This window comes from Mucilaginibacter tolerans (assembly GCF_030519375.1).
Taxonomy (GTDB): domain Bacteria; phylum Bacteroidota; class Bacteroidia; order Sphingobacteriales; family Sphingobacteriaceae; genus Mucilaginibacter.
The window spans coordinates 318,459-343,009 of the sequence record NZ_JAUMKB010000001.1 but is presented as its reverse complement, the minus strand read 5'-3'; the positions used below and the strand labels follow the sequence as shown (position 1 = coordinate 343,009).

Genomic DNA, 24,551 nt, shown 5'->3' with positions numbered 1-24,551 from the left:
AGTAACAGTAAATCACAAATCATCCAACTCAAAAATGTGCACCTACACCACCAAATATGTTGAAACCATATGCCTGGTAGTTGCGCCAGACCTGAGGGTTGTTGTTCAGTATATTGTTTACCTGTCCAAAAATTGAAAACGTATTGTTGATCTTGTATTCTACACCGCCGCTAAGATTAGCAAATGAGCTGATCTGAACCAGTTGGAATGTAGTTGTGGTACTGTTACCATTGGTAATGACTACAGGGGTAGTTCTGTCATATGTACTTCCTCTGAATAGCAAGGTTCCATTAATGCTGAGCTGTTTGGTGATATGCAGTTGGGTGCCTGCTGTCAGTTTAAATTTAGGCAGGTTCCAGGGCTCAGCTTCACTTGCCATTTTGTAGTCTTTATATTCAACCCTGCCGAATACATTCACTTCGTCAGAAACTTTAACGTCCAGCTCTCCATTTACACCCGTGATAGTTGCAGTACCGTTGTCGTACACAACTCCAAATTGGTTATGGTTATATGAGTTAGAGTCAAGCAATAGTAATGGCATATTTTTTACCCTGTTTCTGAATACGGTAAATTTGAACCCAACGCCCGGAGCAACGGTGCCTTTTAAGCCTGCTGCCAGATCAAGTCTGTCGACTGAGTTTTGGATTGGAATATTATTTTCGATAAACGGATTTTCTTCGGCCAAATCATGTAACGAGGTTTTATTGACATCACCCTTCACTTCGGCAAACAGGCGCACATATTTTGGTATCACCTGGAATTCAAGCTTGGCAGCAGGGAAGATGTATGCTTTAGTAGAGTTGCCGAACCCTCGAACCAGGTTCAATCCCACATCGATTTTATAATTGTCACCCTGGAATTTCAAGTAGGGGTTCAACCGTACCAGGTTGTTATTAATAGAATAAGCGCTGTCCTTTTGAGAACTCATGTCTAATGAAGCGCCCAGGCCCGCATAAAACTGTTTAACAGTTTGGTTAACGAAGCCGCTCAGTACGATATTGTTTTCCTTGGTTGCAAATGCATTGTTCCATAAATAGCCATCTATTTTAGCCGCGTAGGTAAATGCGTTTTGCTCGTCCTTGAATTTCTTAGTCAGCTCGACAGTACCGGTTATGGTATTAAAATGCTGCGCTAACGGGCTGTATGCTTGTGGTGGATTGCTGGGATCGAATCCATAGAAATAAGTTGCTCTTCTGTTATATCCTATGCGTGCGATAATATCATTATCGTCAACAATGCCTTTTATAAATACACCTGCTTCATCGCGGCTTTCATTTTGCTTAGGGATACTGCCTGATTGCGCAATATGTTTGCCAAAGCCGCCCACCTGTAGTGCCTGATCCTGTCCGTTATTTATATAAACCTCGCCAAAAGTGGTTTTCATATTGCCCACGCCGATACGTGCATAGTTATTTGACGGCACCGAATCCTGTTCTTTCGGCATCTGCATCGCCTGTAGTTGGTGGATATCGGTATTGCGCTCGAGGCGTTTGTCTAGCGGGAAGTAAGTTAGTGGCGCCTTAAATGGCGTTTTATCTTCCAAATCAGGGTTACGGCGTATTTTCACTGCATCAGCCAAAACCGGTTTGTAAGCAGTAGTCACCACTACCTCTTCTGATAAACCACCTTGATTGGCGTTTTTATTGGCTTGACCCTGTGCACTTTTTTTTGTGGTATCCTGTGCAGCTGAACTAACCTTTGGTTTTTTAGCAGCTGTTTTCGGCTTCTCAGCAGGCTTTTTAACGGTAGTGGCCTTTTTATTTTTAGTAGTAGTTTTATTCTGTGCGTTAGCAGGAGCAAAGTAAAATACTATTACTAAGGTAAGCAGCGCGTATATAAATCTTGATCTGATCATTGCTTGTCTTTTCCTATTTCTTTGTTATCCTGTTAATTAATTTTTAGTCGTATCCGGTTGGGTTTCCTGTTTGGGTTGTGCTTGTTTAGTCGCCTTAGTTCCACCCGTACCTAATCTTTCCAGCTTATCTTTTGCTGTTGGTAAAATATCATCGTCGCCTTTGTAGTTGTCTATAATACTTTGCAGCGTAGCTTTAGCCTGGAAGTTATCCTTCATCGCCATATAGTTATCAGCCAGCAGGATGTAGGTCTTAGCCACCCAGTAGTCATAATTTGGTAGTCCTTTAACTAAATCAAAACAGGTCTTCTGCGATGATTTGTATTTCCCTTTATTGTATTCTATCTGGGCGATGTTGTATTTAGCTTCAGCGGCAGCAATAGTTTTGGTATTAGCTACGGTGTAGTCAAATTCCTTAACTGCCGATGTGGTATCGCCTTTTTGCATATAAGCTATGCCCGCATATAAACCTGTTTTGAACTTATCTTCCTGTGATGATTTCTCATACTCACGAACCAGTTTAGCATATTTTAATGCATCATCGGGGCTCTTCATTTGTGCATAACACAGTAACAGGTTGTTGATCGCAAATGAGTAGTCGGCTTTATATTCTGAGTTGATCTCCAGCTTCTTCAGGTATACAACGGCTTCGTTATATTTCTTCTGAGAAATTTCCCAGTTGGCCATGCTGATCAGTGATTTTTCGGTATAAGCGCTGGTCCAATCGTTCAATATTACGTTGAAGTCGGCTACAGCGTCGTCGCCACGTTTCAGGTTGATCAAACTTTGACCTCTGATAAAGTGCGCCTGTTTTTCATAGATTGGTTTAGTTGGGAACTTATCCAGGTAGGCATTTACCCCCTGAACTGTTCCGGCCCAATCACCTTTCAAGTAAAGGTTGTTGGCAGCCGTAAACATGATGTTTTCCTGGTCTGCAGCCGTATAATTGCCAATAGGCGTAGTTTGTGCATAAGTGATGAATGTTTGTGCATCACCTTTATCGGTATATATTTTTTCGATCTGTTTCAGCGCCTGTTTAGCTTCGTCGGTTGATGAGTAATCAGATATTACCTTTTTGAATGATTCAACTGCCAGGTCATCATTACCTGCGTTATAATCGATCAAACCGATAGTTACCAATGCACGCGGGATATAGCTGCTGTGCGGATACTTTTGTATCATCGCCTGCAGATCCTGTTTGGCTATTGAGCCATCGTTTTTCAGGAAGTAAGTATAAGCGATCTCGAAAGAGGCGTCATCTGCATAGTCTGAATTCGGGAACTGGCTCAGCACATCGGTCAGGGTGCTGATCTTCGCATCCGGCGAACCCTGCAAACCCTGTATCATACCGCGTTGAAATAAAGCATAATCTTCGCCTTTAGTATGCTGCGCGATGATCTTGTCGTAGTTTTCACGTGCCTTCCCGTATTCTTTCAGCACGAAGTAGCTGTCTCCTAAGCGCGTGATTGCGTCGTTAATGGTATTGCGGTCTTTTTCGTCACCGGCCAAAAATTTCTCAAAGTAACGGGCAGCTTTTTTGTATTGCTCATCGCCAAAGGCGGCGTAAGCTAATGCGTAGTTGGCATAGTTGTATACAGCAGTTTCGCTGGCAGCATCCATATCCAGAAAGCGTTCAAAGTTTTGTACCGATTCGCCGTATTTACGTACTTCGAACATCGCTTCTGCCATCCAGTAAACTGTTAGGGCCTCGGTCTTTTTGTCTGATGGGTTTTTTAATGAGCGCAGGAATATGCCGATGGCATTTTCAAAAGCGCGCTCGTTATAAAATTCCAAACCGCGGTAGTAGGTCACTTTTTGATATGCCGCTCTTGCGCTTGCTGATTTATTCGGAATTGGCTCTAATATCTCAACTGCTTCTTTGTAGTTTTTCGAGGTGAGTAATTCTTCACCAAGCAAAGTTTTTACCTCATCGGTTCTGCGCGATTGCGGATAGTTTTTCAGGTACAATCTTGTTGCATCCAGCGCCTGGGTATTAAAATCCTGCTCATAAGATAATTTGGCATATTCATACAAAGCATCTTCCTGCAATTGCGGATCAAAATTCATTTTTGACGCTACGAAGAAGGCATTGCGTGCGCTCTGCTTGTTGTTCATCTTCAGGAATACATTTCCTAAAGTATAATTGCCATTTTGAGCGTAGATATCGTTCTGGTCAACCAGTTTTTCCAGCTCACTGGCTGATTTGGCATAGTTGCCTACCTTGAAATAAGCATAACCCATCTGGTAGCTATCCTGCGTATTTTGAGTTTTGCCGTGATCCTGATCTTCAAAGCGGCTATAATAGCTTACAGAGTTATCATAATCAGCCTTTGTGAAATAAGAAGCACCTACTATGCGCAGCATTTCGGTTTCGTGCTGCTGATGTGTGGTTTTCAAGATCGGCACCGCATAGCTGATCACATCGTTATAGCGTTTATCAAGGAAATAAACCGCAGTGATGTAGTATGGATAGCTGCTCTCGTATTTCTTTGAATTTTTTAGTTTTTCAAAGTTGACCAGGGCCAGGTGGTAGTCTTTGTTCAGATAAGCGATGTAAGCAAAATAGTACGTCGCATCCTGTGTGTAAGGCGACTGCTCATTTTTTACTTCGCTGAAAAGCAGTTGTGCATTTTTGTAGTCGTTGGTTTCGAAATAAGCATAACCTTTTCGGAATTTGTACTCAATAGTCTGACTGCCTATTAAGTCACCCGCATTTACTTTATTGAACCATTGTAAAGCTTCGGTATATTTCCCCTCCTTAAAGTAGAATTTACCTATCTGAAAGTATGCCACTTTTGCCAGAGGATTTTCAGGATGATCTTTAATGAACTTCATGAAAAGGCTCTCGGCATCGTCATTTCCCAGCTCAAGCGAGCAAACCGCTTCGTAATATTGTGCATTTTCCTGTACCAGTGTCAGCGACGACTCAAACTTAGGTTGAGTACTTGTTTCCAGTCTTGAATGTTCTACCAAACGGAATTGCTCAGCTGCTGCAACATACTTACCTTTGCTAAGCAGGTCTGATGCGGCGTGATACGTTCTATAAATCTGGAAAGAAGGGTCTTGCTGGGCTCTGGCTGTTAGCGAAAAAAATACAGGAATAATAATAGCGGTGTATTTCAGTTTGGTCATAGCGCAAGATATCAATATGCGAAAGTAGTTATAACGCAAAAATGCAATCCACACAAGTAATTCACAAATGTGAATAACACTTTTATTTTACTGAACGATTAGGTAATACGTATGTTATTGATGTGGAAAACTTTATGCGTCAGATCATCAGAAAAACAATACTGTATAATAGCTTTATCATCTAACCGATTTTAATCAGCATGTCATTTAACCGCGGTCTCGTCTTAATGTTTTCAATTGTTAGTATTTTGCTGTGCGGGGCATCTGGTATTAAACAGAAAACTGGCGATACTATTATCCTGCGTGACGAAAAAATAAAAGTAACGCCCAAAGAGTTTTACATCTCAGCTGTAGCAGATGAGCGAAAAAGCCAGGCCCCGGTTGCAACCCTGATCTACTTAAACCCCGATCGGTCGCTTACCTCCAAACCGGTTGATCTTCAAGGAGGGGCAGGGGTATCGGTCCGGGATTTTGTACTGCATAATTTAGATCGAAATACAGAAAAACGTGCTATCGTATTAGGTATAAAGGAATTAAAACTGACCGAAGAGAAATCACCATCAGGCACTATAAACGGGCACTTAACTGTTGTTTTTTCATTCTCACTGAAGTCGAAATACGATAAGACGCATCTTGTGGATTTTAGCGGAGGTGTCCGCTATGATAGGAGTGTCAACCAGCAGGTTGATATAGAAGCAATTCTAAGGATGGGATTGGAGGGCGTACTGTCTGACTTTAATGACTGGATGAACAACAATGCCGGAACCAACCCACTGCTCGCAAAAGCTGTGAAAATCAGGTTTACAGATTATACCGAAACGCCCGAAGGCGATACTATTTATTATTCTCCCAAACGCCCGCTTACCTGGGCCGATTTTAAGGAGCGGCCACGGGACAGTCATTTTGAGGCGGAAGTAATTCCGTTAATGGGCTATGCACAACAGAACAGTGTAGTGAACGGAATCATCTATGTAGATATGGCCATCAAAGTAAGCGTAGCCAAAAGCGATTGCTGGGTGAAAGGAGAAAAAGATGATTATATATTGAACCATGAGCAACGGCACTTTGATATTGAGAAAATAATTAGCGAGCGGTATAAGAAGAAATTGCTGTCAATGAAGCTGCCTGCTGATAATTTTTACGGTCCTATTAATGTAGAATATCTTGAAGCATTGCGCGAAGCAACACGTATGCAAAAACAATACGATGGCGAAACAAAGCATGGGACGGACCGTGCTGCCCAGGCGCAATGGAATGAGCAGATTGATAAGGAGCTGCGGATGTTTGGGGTGAAGAGATAGATCCACACGGCAAATCGCAGAGTCGACTCTCCCCGGATGTGCAACACTGTTCGACCCTCTCTATTGCAAGCGATAAAGAGGGTAAGAAAAAAATAAGAAAACAAAACCCTCTTTGCGCGCAGCAGAGAGAGATGACATTCGAGCGAAGCAATGACGGGTGAATCGACTCAGCGATTTGCTAAACTCTGCAGGTTGCCTATTTTTGTTCTATGCCTAACATTATCGACCAATGCCGTGATTTGCGGAAGTACCAAACTCCAGCCGAGAATCTTTTATGGCAACATCTCAGAAACAGAAAATTTTCAGATCATAAATTTTTAAGATATCCGGTTTGCGTTTCGTCAGCATTTGGAAAGAGTCTGTATTATATTCCAGATTTTTATTGCCATAAAGCAAAATTAGTGATCGAGGCTGATGGGCCAATTCATCTGCGTAAAAAAGAATATGATTAAAACAGGGATGAGGTTTTGGGTCGCTTGGGGTTGACGATTTTGAGGGTTACGAATGAAGAGATTCTTGGTGATATGGATAGGGTTTTGAATGTGATAGATTCTAAGCCGAATGCCATGTACCTGATAACATAATTTTATATGAAAAATAAAAAGAAGCAATATCGGATCATCGCTTGGAGCGTAGTTTTTTTAGTGTTTGTGATAACCTTGGCGAGGTCAGTTTATAGTCTAATTGTAGATCAAGAAAGTTGGTCGATGCGCGAAATCGCGAGCTACCGACAATTATTTACGCACGATGCACTTGCGAAACTAAAGTTGTTTAATACAATAGAGAGTAAAGTTCGTGAACCAGAATCACAATATATTTATAAAAATGATTTCAATGTTCTTATTACTAAAACCCGCATACCAGCTTCATTAAAGCTTTCAAAAGCAATTCGAATAAGCAAAAATCATTCACAACGGGAAAGCTCGCAGTTGTATTTTGCAATTAGGAGTTTTGGAGGGGAAATTCTTCTAAAGTCTGAAAAAGTATCTTTGGTAAATAATATTGAGATCAATGCAGAATGCCCTGATATAAAAGTGGTAAGTATCGGGGAAGACCAAATAACTTATTACTTTGAATACAAGACATTTTCAATTGTATTCAATAAAGATCAGGATTATATCGATGGAAAAGCAGCAGAATCGAATATTCCTGCGTCCATTTCATTTAGGAAGAGAAATGATTTATTGTATATAATTATGATGACACCGGCAAATGCAAACGCTAAGATGCAAAAGAGTCAGTTGGTCGACATTCTTGAGTAATAACAAAAAAACAACGAATCCTCTTAACGCTTAGCCGCGCCCGTAATACTCAGCCTTATACAAAAGGAATAAATCCTGAAAATAGCTGTGCCGCTTCCGGTATTTGTGCTACAGGGATATAATCACAAACCACGGCATGTTTACCCCACATTTGCAAAACTGCAGGATTAGTATGTGCTTGATCAATTGCTGCCTGAGATTTCCACTCAAAAACTTCTATAATGGTTCCGTCTTTTGACTCCATCATTATCGAGGCGCTGTCAGTTACCAGATCCTGATTTTTTAAAGTGGATAAATGCTCACGCATGAGTTCTTTCAGGCCCTCTGCCTTACCTGGTTTCGGTTGATAGCAGGCAACAACTATTCTTTCTTGCATGTTTTTAAGTATCTTTTTTTAGTATTATCTTTTATAAAAATAACGCTTTTGCCACACAATGAGCAGTGTATATGAACGGATATTAACCCTCAATAAGGACCGCCTGCCCGATATAGTCCAACTCAAATATGCGGGCATAGCCGAGAATGTTTATCGTTTTTGCCGTGGCACCTGTCATTTGTTTTATGGGTATCTTGGTAAAGCTGAACATATTCCCGAAACGTGATCCAGGAAATGCAGTCAACGGCAGACAGGATCAATTTTCAATTTATTATGGATACATATGAGGACATCAGGCTGGTAATAGAGGATATGGCTCTTTTAACAGCGTCGGCACAATTGCGGAGCACACCAGGCAAGGGTCAGTTATAGCTGATAAACTTGTTGAGTTTGGCTATGATGTAACTGGCGCGAAGCTATATTGAAATATAAAAAAAATGCGATCGAGGTAAAACAAGATTATGAGCAGTGTGTTTCAGATCACAAAGCGGCGCAAAATAATCCTAGGGTCAGAAAAAAGACCAATTGACGAATGCTAGAGAGAAATATTATGCAGCAGACAAGGTCATCGCAACCTTGTCTATCAGGTCGTTAATATCAAACGGTTTTGCCAGGAAATCCACATTTGAATCCATTGTCATAAACGGGTCTGATAAATTGTGACTAGCCGATACGAATATAATAGGGATGTCTTTGGTTTGGTCGTTTTCCCTAATTGCTTTACATAATTCGCGGCCATCCATATTGCCCAGCATAATATCAAGCAGAATTAAATCAGGCTTGAACTCCCGGATGCTATTGAATAACAAGCCTCCATCCGCCAACGTAATTACTTCGTAATCGTAACCTTCAAGTATCAGCTTTATAATCTCTAAGATATCCTCGTTATCATCAACAACTATAATTTTACGCATATTAAGTAGGTGTATTCTTAGTATTAAGATTTGTATCAACAATAACTGTACCATGGACAGACTGAGTTTATACTACATATTGAAGATATGGCGGATGTCCAAATAACGAGGCATAGTAGGAATTTTAGGACAGAGGTGCTCCTTTTTTTAGTACAAATTATGCATCCGGGGCTTTTGCTTTCTTTTTGATAAGAACATACCTGGTCTTCTGGCATTTAGCACAGAAATATACTCTTAAAGGAAGGAAAAAAAGAAAGGTTCTTAAAAACCAGTTACGGTGCAGCTGAAAGTGAAAAGACGAACCACATTTGCGGCAATATCGGACCGTCGCAGGTTTAACAATTACAGGCGAAATCTGTTCTACTTCTTTAAGCATTAATAATTCACAAGTTTTTGATAAACAAGTTCAAATTAGTTGCTTTAATAAGGGATGATATATAAATAGTAAAATTTAATAGATAAGATCGTTCACTTTGTCGATCAATTCTGCTAAGTCAAAAGGCTTGTTAATGATAGCATCACAGCCGTAAGCCAGTATTTCGTCCTGATGATTGATATATGCTGAGAAAATAATAACCGGTATATTATTAAACTCCGGGTGCGATTTGATTTGCTGGCAAACCTCACCTCCATTAGTTCCCGCTACTCTGTAATCAAGTATTATCAGGTCAGGCTCAAACTCTTTTACGAGCGACATTACTTTATTACTGTCAGCAGTGCTTTTCACCTCAAACTTTTCATAAGACAATGTTTCCTGAACAACGTCAAGAATATCCTGATTATCATCTAAAACTAGTACACGTTTTAACATCTGCTTAATTGGATAAAGTTTTAATGCCGAAAAGAAATTACTGGGGTCACGTGAAAGAGCTCGGTAAGAGCTAATGCTTCGGCTAAAAATCTGATCGAGCTAATTACTCATCAAATATAATATTTTTTTGTTTATGTAAAATACCAAGGGCGTATTAAAGCCGTCTGTTTTGTAACATTTGCTTTACATATAAGCAATAATATTATGAATAATATTCGCTCAAAACGCCTCGCCCAGACCAAGAATAATTGCAGAATAACCCTGGCTGATACCATAATCAATGGCAATATTGGTATTTGATTTTTTATTGAATTTAATGCGCAAACCGGTGCCTCCGGCTGGACGCCAATAAGTAAAGCGGTTGGTGGTCGGCTCAGATACCGAATTAACATTGGCAAAAACTACAAAGCCCAACAATCCATTCTCAAGGATATCTCTCCTGTATTCCGTTTCGAAATAGACGAGACTTTTGCCACGGTAGCGGTTCTGCTCTATGCCCCGCCCCGACCGCTGGTAAGGGTCCCACCCTATACTTGGCAGGTTGAGATAGGGAATACCATTCCCAAAGGTCTTCCAGTAGTAGGTCCAAAAAGCAAGTACGTTGTGCTCATTAGTATTGGTAAGCGAAATATATTTCCGCATATCTATATAAATTGACTGCCAATTGGCGTCGCTTCCAAATGCATGGGCATTCACACGGTACACAACGCTGGTATAGGCACCAGGCAATGGGTTAAATTGGTTATTTCTGCTATCGTAAAGCAAATTTGCTGTAATACCTGAGGAGACAGAGGTCTGTTCCGATGATGTGCCATAGGGGTATTTGGTGAATTTTTGCAAAGCCCCCGGATTATTGGTTTCGATATCCATATAAACATCCATATTATAGCCAGCCCCTGCATACAGGTAGGACGTGATACGTTTTAACGCACTTTGGTAAAAACGGGAGTAGTTATAGTTCACCACAAATTTATTGAATTCCGGAGTGCCACCACCCAGTCCCCAGGTATTTTGCGGGTATACCAAAAAGCGTGTATCGCCCTGTATCGTCCAGCTATTATTTTTGAGCCATAAATTGGAACGAAAAGGGAATCCATACCTGCCTTTGAAATTAAAATAAGGAGCAAATGTTATGGTCGACAGATAGGTTGTACTTCGTTCACCTAGGTAAAACCCGGCTGTAGTGGCTGTAAATATTGCCCGTCCGCCCCCTGGCACAGCGGATGATAATGGCAAGATGGAAAAATATAATGATCTGCCTTTATTAACGGTATCGGGTTTTTGGCTGATATGGAAAAAGGACTTACCTACATCAATTAAATCCTTTTTTCCTGTAGTGTCGATCTGTTTGCTGGGGTCAATGTTTTTTTGCGCGTATAAAAAACAGGGGACACCAAGCAGGTAAAGTAAAATCAGGCTTTTGTACATTATTCCTTAAAGACGCAATTTGTGATATACAATCACAATAACGTGAAAGAATACGAAATCACATCAGGATTGAAAGAAAAAGAATACTGCTGCTGAAAACTGATTGTTTTTTGAAGCAGTATTATGGTCGCCGGGTACATAGGATAGCCTTGAACCCGGAATGAGCCTTTGTAGGCCAACTTCAGAACCATCTTCCTTGTCTTCGCTGCCTCGTATGATCAATACTGGTTTGGTTACTTTTGAAAATTCAGCCCCGCTGGTAGATGGCTGATACTTTTGCTGTAAAGCCAGTGCAGCTACATCTAAATTCTGTGAGCGGATATATTTCACCATTTCATCAAACTCGTGGTAATTTTTATTTCCCATCAGCGAGGCATAGGCGTGTAATCTCCTTGGCCAGTGAGGATCGGTAAAGCCATCACCCATGCCGCCCATTACCGTTTTATTTACCCTGTTATCCAGGATAAGCAGTCTTGAAGCAATGATGGAACCACGGGAATAGCCTACAATATTGTATTTGGTAATATTTAGGCTGGTCATCAGTCCCATTATATCTTTCGCTTCGGCATCATTGCTGTAAGCTGCATCGATATGCGGTTTATCCGATTGCCCGTTACCTCTCAGGTCAACTGTTATTACCTTGTAGCCCCCCTTGATCAGGTTGGTATAAAGTATGCTCTTTTTCCACCCATCGCCTGATCCGCAAAAGCCGTGAATGAGTATTACAGGGTATCCGTTTCCTTTTACTTCGTAATAAATTTTGGTGCCATCAAAGGAAGTATAGAATTGTCCATCGCCAGCTGTTTGGGCGAATGAATTCCGGCTGAAAAAAAAGACCAGCATAATCAGCCATAAAGGGGTTCTCTTCATAGTACGCCAATCTAAAAATTAAACTTTACATTTTTAAATAAAAGTTCGTGGTATTGAAACGGATTTATTATATTTGGGTATAAGCCGTTTTCTCCACTAAATCTGAATGTTATGAAAAAAGTTGCACATATTCTTGCCCGCAAGGGCTCTGCTGTTGTCACTATTGATGCGTCAACTTCTGTATTAGACGCGTTAAGATTGATGGATGACAGGAACATTGGATCGGTGGTAGTGACCGACGAAAATGGCCAATATCAGGGCCTGCTTACCGAACGGGATTATGCCCGGAAAGTTATACTTAAAGGTAAATCATCTAATGAAACTTCGGTTCAGGAAATAATGACCACCAATCTTCCGCATCTTATCCCGGATAACTCGGTTGAAACCTGTATGCATATCATGAGCGAGAACAACGTTCGTTATCTGCCGGTATTTAAAGGCGATCAATTGTGCGGTATCATTTCTATTAACGACCTGGTTACCGAGACTATCCTGTCACACGAAGAAACTATTGAGCAACTAAGAAGCTATATTCAGTCCTGAGGATTTCTTACTGTATCGTTAATTTCTAAACTATTGATTTGGCCATTTCTAATGTTTTTATGTATGTTAGAACCCTGATCAATAATCTTCTGCAATGAATTTCTTAAAAGCAATCTGGGACGAGTTCCTCGGTTTTTGGGGTTTTGGTAACCTGGTAGATATACTAAAATCAGGTAAATACGATGAATTGCTTACCTGGCATGGCATCACTTCTGTTTTAGGTCCGCTTATTCCTTTCCTGCTGCTTATCGAGATTATCCGCGGGGTGTTCTATAAACGTTTTAAAGTAATTGATTATAAATTGTCATTTTTGACCTATGTGTTCAATGCCTTCGTGGGGCGGTTGATCTCTTTTGCCATGGTCGCAGCATGCATCGGCCTTTTTAGCAAGTATGCCATCTTAAAAACTACATTCACCTGGTACTGGTTCATATACGGGTATGTGGTTTGGGAACTGGCGCACTTTGTTTATCATTTTCTGGCACATAAGGTGAGGATATTGTGGTGCCTGCATTCTACCCATCACGCGCCTACATCAATGAATTTATCGGTTACCTATGCACATTTCTTTTTGGAGGGGCCTTATGCAGATGTGATACGAACTACCATTTGTGTTTTACTTGGCGTTAACCCTGCTATGCTTTTTGTGATCATGTTTATTGATGGTACATGGGGCGCATTTATACATATTGGTGAAAACTTGGTAAATGACGCCCGCTTCGGATTTTTAGGAAGAATGGTCCTCACACCGTCCTTCCACCGTGTGCACCATGCCCGCAACCCACTTTACATGGACACCAATTTTTGCAATCTATTAAATGTTTGGGACCGGGTGTTTCGTACCTATCAACCCGAGGATCGCAAAATACCAATTGAATACGGCATTACCCGGCCAATGAAACCGAATAGCTTCCTCGATGCTTATTTTGGCGAAATCTTCCTTTTGGCAAAAGACGTAGCAAAGGCTCCGGGTATTAAAAATAAATTTCTGTACCTCATCATGCCACCCGGCTGGAGCCATACCGGCGATCATAAAATGTCGAGTATTGTGAGGAAGAAGTATTTTGAGGAGTTGAGTCATCACGCAGCAGATACAGTAGATCAGTCCGTTCCGGAAAAAGAAGTCGCAATTAAGTAAGCGGGATTCTATTTCAACTTAAAAGACAAGCCGGCTTTTCGCAAGTCATCCTTCAATACGCTGAGTGCATTTTTGCCGATGCCGTGTAGTTTCATGAACTCGGCTTCGGTCAATTGCGATAATTGCTGCAAAGTTTGTATTCCAGCATTAGCTGCAGCACGTTGAGCAGGTTGTGCGAGCTTGCTGAATGGGTTGTTATCGTCTTTTTTCATTTAGAAACTGATAGTTAATAATAAAAAAGAGGGGCGCCAATGTAAGGTGCTCGAAGTATGTGCGTAACGGCTTTCGCCCGCATGCTTCGAGTGCCTCAACATGACACCCAGTGCACAAAATCATTTAAAACCCATCAAACACAAACTGCTCTTTAACCGGAGCTTTGCGTGGTAACATTTCCGGGCGATTGGCCGCCTGGTATACAAATGAAGCTACAATCACAGCCGCTTGTTTCAGGTCGTCAATTTGCAGGTAATCATAAGTATCCATATTTGTATGATGTGTTTTGGTTTCATAATCCAGTGGGTCCTGAATAAACTGGAAACCTGGAATATCCGCCCAATCGAATGATAAATGATCCGTTGAACCAGTATTGCTCATGGTTACAGTTTTGGCGCCCATATCGGCAAACGGTACAAGCCATTGTTCAAATATAGGTTTCACGGCGTCGTTTTTCTGTGCAAAAATTCCCCTTATCTTTCCTGAACCATTGTCAAGGTTGAAGTAAGCTGATATTTTTGCCTGCTCCGGCTTGAAAACGCCTGTCTCGCCATTGCCGAAATGATTTTTTACATAGGCATAAGAACCTAAAAGCCCTTCTTCCTCAGCACTCCATAATGCAATGCGGATAGTGCGCTTAGGCTTCAGGTGAAGTGAGTCCAGTAGGCGTACTGCTTCCATCATCACAATACAACCCGCGCCATTATCAGTTGCGCCAGTACCTGCAGGCCACGAGTCCATGTGACCACCCAGCATCACCAGTTGTGCCTTTAATTTAGGGTCACTTCCCGGAATTTCGGCCACTACATTATAGCCTTTGGTATCCTCACTATAGAACTTTCCTTTAATGTTTAAAGATAGTTCAACTGTATGCCCTGATTCGATCAGACGTTTAAGTTTCAACCCGTCAACACCAGAAATAGCAGCCTCTGGCAATCCTTCTTTTCCACCCCCTTTATACCCGGTAAAAGCTTGTACTGTGACGGTACCATCGCGGCCGTTAGATGATAAGAGAGCCAAAGCCCCGGCAGCTTTCAGTTTTTGTATTGACTCGCCTTGTATTTTTAGCTGCCCCATGTAATAATCGATCAACTTACGGGCTATCATGTAGGTGTCGGGCATTTTCATCAGTTCACTATCCGTTAACCGCGTCGAAAATGGTTTGAAGTCACCATCAATTTTAGCCCGGGCGCCTGCCAGTAAAATGATCTTGCCTTTATAATCTGCAGCATGTTTGGCCATAAAGTTGGTATCAATCATCGAGGCCGGATTCAGGATAGCTACCTGCGCGCGTATCTTTCCATTGGTATTGGCTGTCCATGGTATGGCATAACCAATGAACGACTGATGGTAAGGTACTTCCATATCAACGCTAAACTCTTCCTGTTCCCAACCACGGCCATAATCACCCCATGGTTCGAGCTTGGCGTTCACCAATCCCCATTTTTTCATGGTTTCAACAGCCCAATTTCCCGCACGGAAAAAGCCGGGAGAGTTAGTCAGTCTCGACCCGGATACATCCGTCAGGTAATGTGCAATCATAGGAATATGCGAATTAGTTTTTTCCGCAGCTCTAATCATGCGGATGGCAGCTGTATCGACATTTTCCTGCTGTGCCTGAGCAAAACCGCAGCAAAATGTAGTTAATAGGAGTAGACCTGAAAAGATTGAAGTTTTCATAGTAATTGTCTAAAGGATTTGATGTTTGAAGGCCAGGAAACCCAATCCTGGAGTAGCCCTAAATTAGGATATATTTTTTAAAGTGAATGAGTTATGGATAAAATATTACCCTGATTCTATTTGATAATTGCATTAAGGATCAGAACTCCCACCAATCCTACAACGGAAACGATAGACTCCATTACCGACCATGATCTGATTGTGTCTTTAATAGAAAGGTTAAAATATTCCTTAAACATCCAGAAACCGCCGTCATTTACATGTGAAAAAGCCAGACTGCCTGCACCTATTGAAAGCACCATCAGGTTGGGGTCGATTGTATGGTCGTGCAATACCATGGTTGATACAATGCCTGCTGCAGTAAGCCCGGCAACTGTCGCTGATCCTAAGCTGATGCGGATGATAGCCGCAAGCAGCCAACCTAAAACTAGAGGCTGTAATTGCATGCTTTGCATCATGGCGGTGATATCGTTATTGGCGCCGCTGGTCACCAGTACCTCCTTAAATATTCCGGAACCGCCTATGATGAGCAAAATGCCAGCGATATCTTTTACTGCGTCACCATATAGTCCGGCCAGTTTTTTCATGCCGATACCTTGTTTTATTCCCAGTGAATAGGTAGCAACCAGTATCGATATCAGCATCACAATTGGCGCGTCGCCGATAAAGGCGATGAAGTTGTGTACAGGTCCGGTACTACGGTCGGTGTTCAGATAAAAAGCGCTTCCCATCAGAATAATAACCGGCAATAGCGCGGTAAGAAAGCTTGTAAAAGCGCTGGGCAGTTTATCAGCGGGCAGTTCTTCTGCCCGGAATGTTTCCAGCGGGGTTGAAGGTATCTTCTTAAGCGTAGTGGCAAATACAGGCCCCGCCAGGATGATCGCGGGTATCGCCAGGATCAAACCATAGCTAAGTGTAGTGCCCATATTGGCGTGAAACATATTTACCAACGCGGTAGGTGAGGGATGAGGAGGTAAAAAACCATGTGTAACCGATAAAGCGGCTAGCATAGGTAAGCCGATATACACCGCAGGGAGTTTGTACTTGTATACTACCGAAAATATAAGTGGTACCATCAGTACAAAACCGGTATTGTAAAATAATGGGATACCAACTATAAATCCCACCACAACCAAAGCCCATTGAATATATTTTACCCCAAATAGTTTTACCAGCACTTCGGCAATCTTTTGTGCGGCACCACTGGTAGCCACCAACTTCCCCGTCATAGCACCAAGGCAAATAATAATAGTAATTGTTCCTAAAGTATCTCCAAGCCCTTTTTGTACAGCTCCGGTAACTTTATTCATTGGGATGCCTAATAATAGACCGGCAATGATAGACACGATGAGGAACGAGAGGAACGGGTTCATTTTTGCCCAGCTCACCAGTACGACGAGCAAGATGATGCAAAAAAGGATGGTCAATACGGTCATTGGATATACAGCTTTTTTTAGGTTAATAAAGCAGTATGGCTAAAATAGCAACAATATTTGGCTTTAAAATTCAATCGATATACTTTTTTAAAAAGTTTAAAAAGTAGTCAATTTCCTGGTATTCATTAAAATTTACATTTCATCAAAGAAACCCTTTTTATCTTCGCACTCAGACCACCAACTATGACTAAACAGCGCTATTTCTTCCTGGTACTCATTTTAGGCACACTCACCGCATTGAGCCCATTCTCTATTGATATGTACCTTCCTGCTTTTCAGGACATCGCGAAGGCATTAAATACCACCACTTCCAGAGTCGATTTGTCATTGTCCAGCTATTTTATAGGACTCGCCGTAGGACAGATGATCTATGGCCCGCTAATGGACCGGTTCGGGCGCAAGCGGCCTCTATATGTCGGTTTGGGCCTTTATATTGTCGCCTCAGTAGGTTGCTTTTTGTCAGGCTCTGTTGAGATGTTGATCCTGATGCGGCTCATTCAGGCCATAGGGGGCTGCGCTGCCGGAGTAGCATCGATAGCTATGGTTCGCGACTTATTCCCAGTGAAAGATAATGCAAAGGTGTTTGCATTGTTGGTGTTGGTGCTGGGCGCATCGCCATTAATAGCGCCTACAGCCGGTAGTTACCTGGCAGATGCATTCGGTTGGCAATCGGTTTTTGTTGTATTGCTCGGTATTGCCGTTTTGATTTTAATAGCGGTTGTATTTACTCTTCCTGAAAGTTATAAGCCTGACCCTGAATATTCTTTAAAGCCCGGGCCAATCATCAGTAGCTTTCTGCTGGTTATCCGCAATCCTCAGTTCTACACTTATGCCATAGCGGGTGCTGTAGGTTTTTGCGGACTTTTTGCCTATGTGGCAGGCTCACCCTTGGTATTTATGGATGTATTTGGATTGGACAAAAAAGAGTACGGCTGGGTATTTGCAGGCCTGTCAGTCGGGTTTATAGGCTCCGGCCAGTTAAACAGTCTTCTCATTAGAAGCTTTAAAAGCGAACAGGTGGTGCGGGTGGCGCTTATCTCACAAGTAATTATTTGTGCACTGTTTCTGACTGGTGCCGCAAACGGGTGGTTCGGTCTGACCGGCACCATAGCCATGATATTCCTGATGTTATGTTGTGTTGGCTTGACCTATCCGAATACTTCAGCCTTGTCAATGGCACCATTTCCCAAAAATGCGGGGGTGGCTTCAGCGTTATTAGGTACGATGCAGTTAGGGCTTGGCGCTGGTGCATCGGCTTGCGTAGGCGTTTTCAGTAGCAGATCAGCAACACCGATGGCAGCCATCATGGCCGGCTCATCTTTTATAGCCCTGATGGTTTTATTGATCGGTCGCCGTTATATTAAGCATGGCGTCAATGCTGAACCTCCAGCTGCGGTTGCCGGGCATTAATTGTAATGCCCCGCGGATTTGTAAACCTTCCCGGCATCATTAAATATAAAAAGCTCAGCCGATAGCTTATTGTTGATGGTGTGGTAGTAGATGACGACCGAATTTACGCTAGTGAGCACATCAATTATTTTGAAATGCAGATCAGGATATTTGGCTAATCCTTTTTGCCAGTAATCGCCTATTTGCTGTTTGCCTTTTAGCGTTCCCGTCTTGCTCAATCCCATTTGTATCATTAGCGGACTGCTCATTTCAAAGTCGTCGGTATAATGTTCCAGCACTCGTGGCAGGTCGTGAGCGTTCCATGCATCTACCCATTCGTTTGCAAATGCTAAGGCTTGTTCGCGCGAGATCATATTTCAGGTTTTTCTCAAAAATAGGAGAATTGTACTAATACTAAATAGTTGGCTGTGAAGACACAGCCAACGGAGTCAAGCAAAATCCTGAAAATCTTTCAATCGTGTCTTAGCCTAACACCTCATCAATTATCCCAAACTCTTTTGCTTCAGAAGCGATCATCCAGAAGTCGCGGTCGGATACGTCGTGTATCTTTTGATATTCCTGTCCGCTGTGTTTAGAGAGTATAGTATAAAGCTCTTTCTTGACTTTCAATACTTCACGTGCGGTTATTTCAATATCTGAAGCCGGTCCTTGCACCCCGCCCAAAGGCTGATGCAGCATTACCCTGGAGTGGGTGAGGGCAGCCCGCTTTCCCGCAGCTCCTGAACATAATAATACCGCCGCCATAGATGCTGCCATACCAGTACAAATGGTGGCTACATCCGGGGCAATCAGGTGCATGGTATCATAAATGCCAAACCCTGCATACACCGAGCCCCCCGGTGAATTGATATACATCTGAATATCTTTTTTCGGGTCGGTTGATTGCAGGAAGAGCAACTGCGCCTGGATAATATTAGCCACATTATCATCTACTGCCGCGCCTAAAAATATAATGCGGTCCATCATCAGGCGAGAGAATACATCCATTTGTGCTACTCGCAGCTCGCGCTCTTCTGTAATGTAAGGCGTCATAGAAGCCGTGATCCGGCTTTCGGTTTTAGAAATATAATCCTCTACCAGTAAACTTTGAACATGGCGATGCCCCACCGCATATTTGCGGAATTCATTTTGGTCAATTTTCATAAAATCTCGGGTTTTATCGGTTAGCGAATAACCTTTTTATTTTCTGGCTGAAGCTCAAATGCTCTTTTTGTGTAAATAGTTTCTGCTGAACGGCCTCGATCTCTTGTTTCAGTTGATCGCGTCCATAAAGCTTTACCATACGATAGGCTTCCTGTTGCCATTGCATTTTTTCATTCAGTTCGGGTTCCAGCAATAGCCTGGCTTCGAACACAAGCTGGTCGCCTGGTTCTGATAGGCGCGTCAGGTGTGCTTCTATCTGCTCGGTCTCAATCAACGAAGTCCTCATAGGTTAATGCTTTTTGTTTAACGGTTTCCCTTACTTTTTCCAGGCATTTGTACTTCTGGACAGTGGCTGATCGCACACCTGAAAATCCAAATAATTCAGCAGCATCAGCAAGTTGCAACCCATCATAGTAAAATGAACGCAGCAGATCCATGCATTTTTTACCGGCCATTTGCAGGAAGCTGAGGATTTTCTTGTCGGATGCGTGTTCAGTTACTTCGTTTTTTATCTCCAGGTCATTAAGTGGAGCAAGTTTTGAATTATCCCGGTGTTGTTTCAGCCATAAATGTTTGGCAATGCCTAAAAGATAGGCTTTTTCATTCGTCTTTAGTTCGAAGGAACAATCAACAGACTTTTCGTAGTAAACAACCAGCGCATCCTGAAAAATGTCCTTCGCCTCATCAAATGTTCCGCCCATTTTGCTCACGTACCGCGCCACAGTCGGGAATGCATTTTTATAAAGACTGATAAAAAGCTCTTCCCTTTCTTCTGCTGTCCGGTTTGAAAATTTAAATCCTGGCATAAGCTTGTTCTTTACTACTAAGTGCAAGTTAAGGTTAAACTATCACCTTTTTCTTGAAAATTATCATTAGTTACTGGTCATTAGTCATTTGAACGACCGCAACGGCTACTGCTCCTTCAAGGCCGTCACTTTTGCCCCATCATCCCCCTGGGTGCTGAATACCAAGTTTTTATCATCAAGTTGGGAAACAATGAATGGGAACTCCCTTATTTTCCCTCCCTCTAATATTTCTTTGAATTGAATTTTGTCGCCGTCTATTTTATAGCTTCCATGACTTAATAACTTACCACCCCACCAGATAAGCAAACTATCTTTTGTGAATGTAATATAAGGCGACTCTGCATCGAGTTGCTCGGGGGTAACGTTGGTAGTATTGGCAACACTATTGTTCTCAATCTTTACATATTTCCACTTGCCGTATAACATCTCAGGCTTAATAGAAAGCTGGCAGGAAACGAACAAGCTTAACAATACAATGCCTGCTATGAATGTATTTTTTGCTATAAATGATCTGTTCATAATGCATTAAAGCTAAAATATTTGGCGGTTTTTTGCCAATAAATCAACCTTTGATAAACGATTATTGAGGGCTTGCCAATTAAATGATTCACAATAATTTAATAAGAAAATATGATCCTGGCTATTGCAAATCACAGATCCGAAAAGCATATTTGATAAAATAAATCTTATCAAAATGTGTAACAAAGTAAAATGCAATATCTCTAAATGGTGCTATATAGCTAAGGTCTCAACAAGCTATAAGTTTTTGTGAGGAGTCCGCACCTTAAGGTCTCCGTTAAAAAATCTAAACAAATAATATGAACAATTTTTCGATCCAATTACTTTGGTGGGCTGTGCCTGTCATCGTACTTCTTGTGGGGTACAAATTTGTGCTCCGTGTTTTCTTTGGTATGGTTATCGTTCCGGATGACCGTATCGGTTTGGTTGTTAAAAAATATGTGCTTTCGGGTAACAAACGACTTCCCGATGGCCGTATCATCGCCACCAACGGCGAAGCCGGTATGCAGGCCAAGGCATTGGCTCCGGGTTTATACTGGGGTATGTGGCCATGGCAGTATTCGGTTATTATGCAACCGTTTATTATTATCGAGCAAAATAAGTTGGGACTGGTAAAGGCTAAAGACGGTGCTCCTTTGGATACAGGACGCGTATTGGGTAAACCGGTTGAATGCGACAAATTTCAGGATGCTACCGCGTTTTTGGATAACGGCGGCCAGAAAGGTCCTCAAGCTGCGTTTCTTACTCCTGGTAGCTACCGTATCAACGCCTTCTTGTTTGATATCGAGATGGTGCCTATCACCCAGATACAGGAAAATAAAGTAGGTATTGTGACTACACTCGATGGTGAGCCACTCGGTAAAGGCGAAATTGCAGGTGTATCTGTGGCAGGCCATAAAAACTATCAGGATCCTATTGCATTCATCAATGCAGGTGGTATGAAAGGTTTGCAGGAAGATGTGATTCTTGCAGGTACATATTACCTGAACCCGTGGTTTGTGATCGTAGAGCAGGTAGATATGATCTATATCCCGATTGGTTACGTTGGTGTAGTTAACTCCTTCGTTGGGCCTGAAGGTAAGGATACGAGCGGCGACAGCTTTAAGCATGGCAATATTGTGAAGAAGGGCCAGAAAGGTGTTTGGGATGAACCACTTGATCCGGGTAAACACCCGGTAAACATCTACACCCATGCTGTGGAAGTGGTACCTACAACTAATATCGTGCTGAACTGGGCCAACAGCCGTACGGAGGCACATGAGCTAGATAAGAACTTGTGTACAATTACTGTAAGGTCATCAGACGGTTTTACATTCAACCTTGATGTGTCGCAGATCATCCATATACCAAGAAACGAAGCACCTAAGGTGATCGCGCGTTTTGGTAATATGAAGAACCTGGTATCGCAGGTACTGGAACCAACCATTGCCAACTATTTCCGTAACTCGGCACAAAAGAGTGACGTGATCGAGTTTCTGGCTAACCGTATACAACGGCAGGATGATGCAAAGGGGCATATCAGCAAGGTTTTGAGTGATTATAACGTGGTGGGCGTGGATACCCTGATCGGTGACATCGTTCCTCCGGAAGCTTTGATGAAAACCCTTACCGACCGTAAACTGGCAGAGCAGGAAAAGATCACTTACGAAATTCAGCGTAATGCGCAGGTGGAACGTAAGGAATTTGAAAGCGCCAAAGCCGGTGCCGATATGCAGCCTGAGGTAGTAAAATCAACACGCCAGGTAGAGATCAATACGCAACTGGCCGCTTCAAAAGTTGCCAGTGCCAAAGGTGAGGCCGAATCAAAAACCATCAATGCTGAAGCCGATGCTAAAGTGAAAACTATCAACGCTAAAGCCGATGCCGAAGTGAAAACCGTGAATGCTACTGCCGATGCTAACGCTACTGAAGTAAACGGTAAAGCCGAGGCCGGTAAGATCAAAGCCATCGGTTTGGCCGAGGCTGAAGTTACTAAGCAGAAAACCCAGGCCATGGGTTCAGAACAATATGCTATTGTTCGCGTGGCCGAAACGTTGGCCACCAATAATATCAAGCTAGTTCCTGAAATATTGGTCAGCGGTAAAAATGGTGAAAGCGGTGGCGGTATGATCGATGCCCTTATCGGTAACGAAATGCTGAAAAAGCTGCAAGCCGAAAACGGAAAGGCAAAAGATCATCCTAAAAGGAAAGACGATAACAATTCAGATAACAGAACGGAGTAACCTTTACCTTTATCACAATGCAAGGCGCTCCGTAAGGTGCGCCTTTTTGCTATAATTTAAATTCGTTCCTCACCAGGATGCTCGGGTTGCTCTATCGAAGGCTTGCCCACTTCTACCAACTCCGCCTCGTGCTCTTCTTCCTGTTGACCTGTAGCGTAGCTTAACTTACGGAAACGCCATAAAGCAAATGCCGGTTCCTGGAAGCGATTTAACAGCTTAAAGTATTTTGGGAAATTATGAACTTCTTCCAATAGGACACCTGGTACTATCCCATCGTTTTCCAGTATTTCACGAATAGTGTATTCCTTATCCTTTGTTATCCAGATCTCAAAATCGCGCTTAATCTCTTCCGCCTTTTCCGGATCGATCCTCGCATCGATACATATCACTTTATCTCCGGGTTTCATTGTAGTAGTTGTAATGTTATAAAGTTGAAAGGTTGTCAAGTTACCATTCAACTAATCTTTAATCTCTAGCCTCTAATCACTTGCCGCCGGCAGCTTTCTTTAAACTATCAGCCTGGGCTTTAGCCTTCTTTTTGAAAAAGCCTTTCAGCAGGAAATTATGTTGGGCCGCCTCGAGGTCATCATTTAGTTTAATAGAACTTTGCTGTATATTGTTTAATGAAGTTCGCACTTGTTCTGCACCTTTCGGATCATTCAACAATACACCAATGGCATTATCGGTAGTGGTTAATTTCCTGCTTGCGGTGTTCAGGTTCTGGGTCAGTTCACTTGCACTGTTTACAGTTTTTTGTAACTGAGCGATCGCGCCTTGTATTTTATTAAATGTAACGGTATCCGTCAGCAGCTTATCAGCTAAACCGCCTTTGGTGTTTATTTTTTTGCCGAAATTATCCAGTTGAACAGCCATACGCGCTGCACTTTGCGAAGTGGTCTCCAGGTTTTTCATGGTGTTTTTCAACTGGATACCCATGGTGCTGTCGGCTAATAAAGCGCCTACAGTTCCTTTTCCCTGTAGTATTTTATGGCTCAGTTCTTTAAAATCCTTGGTTATTGCCAGCAGGTTTACATTGTTTTGCTGCAATGTTTTCAGCATATCATCAGTAGAAGCTACTTTTTCGACCTGTAAAACATCGCCATCCTGAACAACCGGAGCATGCGGACTCCCGCCTTCTATTACGATGATCTTGTTACCTATTAACCCGTCAGATCCGATCTTTACTCCTGCATCATGGTGTATGTATGGTTGAGAAGCCTCATCTATACTCATTTTTACATCAACCTGAGAAGGCCCTGTGAAACGCACATCGCTGATAGTGCCCACTTTAACCCCGGAGAACCATACGTTGTTCCCCTTTTTCAGACCGGCAACGTCATCAAACACCGCGGTGATATGTATACTTTTGTTAAACGTTTTTTGTGCGCTGCCTAATGTGAGCACGCCCACAATAAATATAATGAGGCCTAGGGCTAAAAATATCCCGACTATAATTGCTTTCCTGTTTTCTGTTGCCTCCATATTGTTGTGGCTA

At 42.3% G+C, this 24,551-nt stretch carries 24 protein-coding genes and 1 pseudogene; 8 read left to right on the top strand and 17 right to left on the bottom strand.

The features are described from left to right. Window positions 1–28 precede the first annotated feature (28 nt). Together Q3A68_RS01730 and Q3A68_RS01725 are read right to left on the bottom strand one after the other, a co-directional pair. The gene (locus Q3A68_RS01730; protein ID WP_302899279.1) at window positions 29–1,855 is read right to left on the bottom strand and encodes a porin family protein; all 1,827 of its coding nucleotides are present in this window, start codon (window positions 1,853–1,855) and stop codon (window positions 29–31) included. A 36-nt stretch (window positions 1,856–1,891) separates the two neighbouring features. Beyond that, window positions 1,892–4,984, bottom strand: a complete 3,093-nt coding sequence (locus Q3A68_RS01725; RefSeq protein ID WP_302899278.1) for a tetratricopeptide repeat protein — start codon at window positions 4,982–4,984, stop codon at window positions 1,892–1,894. A 227-nt stretch (window positions 4,985–5,211) separates the two neighbouring features. On the opposite strand from Q3A68_RS01725, the gene Q3A68_RS01720 reads away from it, so the two are divergent. From Q3A68_RS01720 to Q3A68_RS01715, 3 genes and pseudogenes are all read left to right on the top strand, one after another. Then, a complete protein-coding gene (locus Q3A68_RS01720; protein WP_302899276.1) occupies window positions 5,212–6,285 on the top strand; it encodes a hypothetical protein in 1,074 nt (357 codons plus the stop codon). Window positions 6,286–6,494: 209 nt separating this feature from the next. Further along, window positions 6,495–6,869: pseudogene (locus Q3A68_RS23115) on the top strand (endonuclease domain-containing protein). Window positions 6,870–6,875: 6 nt separating this feature from the next. Next, window positions 6,876–7,547 carry a hypothetical protein gene (locus Q3A68_RS01715; protein ID WP_302899274.1) on the top strand — a complete coding sequence of 224 codons (672 nt, stop codon included), beginning with the start codon at window positions 6,876–6,878 and terminating at the stop codon, window positions 7,545–7,547. A gap of 55 nt (window positions 7,548–7,602) precedes the next feature. On the opposite strand, the gene Q3A68_RS01710 is transcribed toward Q3A68_RS01715, so the two are convergent. Continuing rightward, a complete protein-coding gene (locus Q3A68_RS01710; protein WP_302899273.1) occupies window positions 7,603–7,923 on the bottom strand; it encodes a hypothetical protein in 321 nt (106 codons plus the stop codon). Window positions 7,924–7,981: 58 nt separating this feature from the next. Between Q3A68_RS01710 and Q3A68_RS01705 the strand changes: the two genes are divergently transcribed. Next, on the top strand, window positions 7,982–8,149 hold the full coding sequence (locus tag Q3A68_RS01705) for a hypothetical protein (protein WP_302899272.1): 168 nt from the start codon (window positions 7,982–7,984) through the stop codon (window positions 8,147–8,149). 322 nt (window positions 8,150–8,471) lie between these two features. Here the strand turns inward: Q3A68_RS01705 and Q3A68_RS01700 are convergent, their stop codons facing one another. From Q3A68_RS01700 to Q3A68_RS01685, 4 genes are all read right to left on the bottom strand, one after another. Continuing rightward, window positions 8,472–8,837, bottom strand: a complete 366-nt coding sequence (locus Q3A68_RS01700) for a response regulator (RefSeq protein ID WP_302899271.1) — start codon at window positions 8,835–8,837, stop codon at window positions 8,472–8,474. Window positions 8,838–9,288: 451 nt separating this feature from the next. Next, the gene (locus Q3A68_RS01695; protein WP_302899270.1) at window positions 9,289–9,648 is read right to left on the bottom strand and encodes a response regulator; all 360 of its coding nucleotides are present in this window, start codon (window positions 9,646–9,648) and stop codon (window positions 9,289–9,291) included. Window positions 9,649–9,867: 219 nt separating this feature from the next. Continuing rightward, window positions 9,868–11,076 (bottom strand): BamA/TamA family outer membrane protein, encoded by a 1,209-nt coding sequence (locus tag Q3A68_RS01690; protein ID WP_302899269.1) that lies wholly within the window; start codon window positions 11,074–11,076, stop codon window positions 9,868–9,870. A gap of 63 nt (window positions 11,077–11,139) precedes the next feature. Then, window positions 11,140–11,946 carry an alpha/beta fold hydrolase gene (locus tag Q3A68_RS01685; protein WP_302899268.1) on the bottom strand — a complete coding sequence of 269 codons (807 nt, stop codon included), beginning with the start codon at window positions 11,944–11,946 and terminating at the stop codon, window positions 11,140–11,142. Between the two features lie 111 nt (window positions 11,947–12,057). Between Q3A68_RS01685 and Q3A68_RS01680 the strand changes: the two genes are divergently transcribed. Beyond that, window positions 12,058–12,489: a CBS domain-containing protein gene (locus Q3A68_RS01680; RefSeq protein WP_302899267.1), complete on the top strand. Its 432-nt coding sequence runs from the start codon at window positions 12,058–12,060 to the stop codon at window positions 12,487–12,489. A gap of 94 nt (window positions 12,490–12,583) precedes the next feature. Beyond that, on the top strand, window positions 12,584–13,627 hold the full coding sequence (locus Q3A68_RS01675) for a sterol desaturase family protein (RefSeq protein ID WP_302899266.1): 1,044 nt from the start codon (window positions 12,584–12,586) through the stop codon (window positions 13,625–13,627). Window positions 13,628–13,635: 8 nt separating this feature from the next. Here Q3A68_RS01675 and Q3A68_RS01670 read toward each other — a convergent pair whose 3' ends face one another. The 3 genes from Q3A68_RS01670 to Q3A68_RS01660 all read right to left on the bottom strand — a co-directional run bounded on the left by Q3A68_RS01670 (window position 13,636) and on the right by Q3A68_RS01660 (window position 16,956). Beyond that, window positions 13,636–13,839, bottom strand: coding sequence for a helix-hairpin-helix domain-containing protein (locus tag Q3A68_RS01670; protein ID WP_302899265.1), 204 nt, complete (start codon window positions 13,837–13,839; stop codon window positions 13,636–13,638). A 124-nt stretch (window positions 13,840–13,963) separates the two neighbouring features. After that, window positions 13,964–15,520 (bottom strand): M20/M25/M40 family metallo-hydrolase, encoded by a 1,557-nt coding sequence (locus Q3A68_RS01665; protein WP_302899263.1) that lies wholly within the window; start codon window positions 15,518–15,520, stop codon window positions 13,964–13,966. Between the two features lie 116 nt (window positions 15,521–15,636). Then, a complete protein-coding gene (locus tag Q3A68_RS01660) occupies window positions 15,637–16,956 on the bottom strand; it encodes a GntT/GntP/DsdX family permease (RefSeq protein WP_302899262.1) in 1,320 nt (439 codons plus the stop codon). A gap of 183 nt (window positions 16,957–17,139) precedes the next feature. Here Q3A68_RS01660 and Q3A68_RS01655 point away from each other — a divergent pair, with 183 nt between their 5' ends. Beyond that, on the top strand, window positions 17,140–18,366 hold the full coding sequence (locus Q3A68_RS01655; protein ID WP_302899261.1) for a multidrug effflux MFS transporter: 1,227 nt from the start codon (window positions 17,140–17,142) through the stop codon (window positions 18,364–18,366). Here Q3A68_RS01655 and Q3A68_RS01650 read toward each other — a convergent pair. The 5 genes from Q3A68_RS01650 to Q3A68_RS01630 all read right to left on the bottom strand — a co-directional run bounded on the left by Q3A68_RS01650 (window position 18,363) and on the right by Q3A68_RS01630 (window position 20,834). Beyond that, entirely contained in the window at window positions 18,363–18,719 is a 357-nt protein-coding gene (locus tag Q3A68_RS01650) for a nuclear transport factor 2 family protein (RefSeq protein ID WP_302899260.1), read from the bottom strand. The genes Q3A68_RS01655 and Q3A68_RS01650 overlap by 4 nt on opposite strands. Window positions 18,720–18,828: 109 nt before the next feature. Continuing rightward, window positions 18,829–19,509 (bottom strand): ATP-dependent Clp protease proteolytic subunit, encoded by a 681-nt coding sequence (locus Q3A68_RS01645; RefSeq protein WP_302899259.1) that lies wholly within the window; start codon window positions 19,507–19,509, stop codon window positions 18,829–18,831. Window positions 19,510–19,522: 13 nt separating this feature from the next. Then, window positions 19,523–19,795, bottom strand: coding sequence for a hypothetical protein (locus Q3A68_RS01640; protein WP_302899258.1), 273 nt, complete (start codon window positions 19,793–19,795; stop codon window positions 19,523–19,525). After that, on the bottom strand, window positions 19,776–20,315 hold the full coding sequence (locus Q3A68_RS01635; protein WP_302899257.1) for an RNA polymerase sigma factor: 540 nt from the start codon (window positions 20,313–20,315) through the stop codon (window positions 19,776–19,778). Before Q3A68_RS01635 ends, Q3A68_RS01640 begins: the two co-directional genes overlap by 20 nt. A gap of 105 nt (window positions 20,316–20,420) precedes the next feature. After that, window positions 20,421–20,834: a hypothetical protein gene (locus tag Q3A68_RS01630; protein ID WP_302899256.1), complete on the bottom strand. Its 414-nt coding sequence runs from the start codon at window positions 20,832–20,834 to the stop codon at window positions 20,421–20,423. Between the two features lie 299 nt (window positions 20,835–21,133). Here Q3A68_RS01630 and Q3A68_RS01625 point away from each other — a divergent pair, with 299 nt between their 5' ends. Further along, complete coding sequence (locus Q3A68_RS01625; protein WP_302899255.1) at window positions 21,134–23,056, top strand: SPFH domain-containing protein; 1,923 nt, start codon at window positions 21,134–21,136, stop codon at window positions 23,054–23,056. A gap of 56 nt (window positions 23,057–23,112) precedes the next feature. Here Q3A68_RS01625 and Q3A68_RS01620 read toward each other — a convergent pair whose 3' ends face one another. Next, on the bottom strand, window positions 23,113–23,463 hold the full coding sequence (locus Q3A68_RS01620; RefSeq protein ID WP_302899254.1) for a hypothetical protein: 351 nt from the start codon (window positions 23,461–23,463) through the stop codon (window positions 23,113–23,115). A gap of 76 nt (window positions 23,464–23,539) precedes the next feature. Next, window positions 23,540–24,538: an MlaD family protein gene (locus tag Q3A68_RS01615; RefSeq protein WP_302899253.1), complete on the bottom strand. Its 999-nt coding sequence runs from the start codon at window positions 24,536–24,538 to the stop codon at window positions 23,540–23,542. Window positions 24,539–24,551 lie beyond the last annotated feature (13 nt).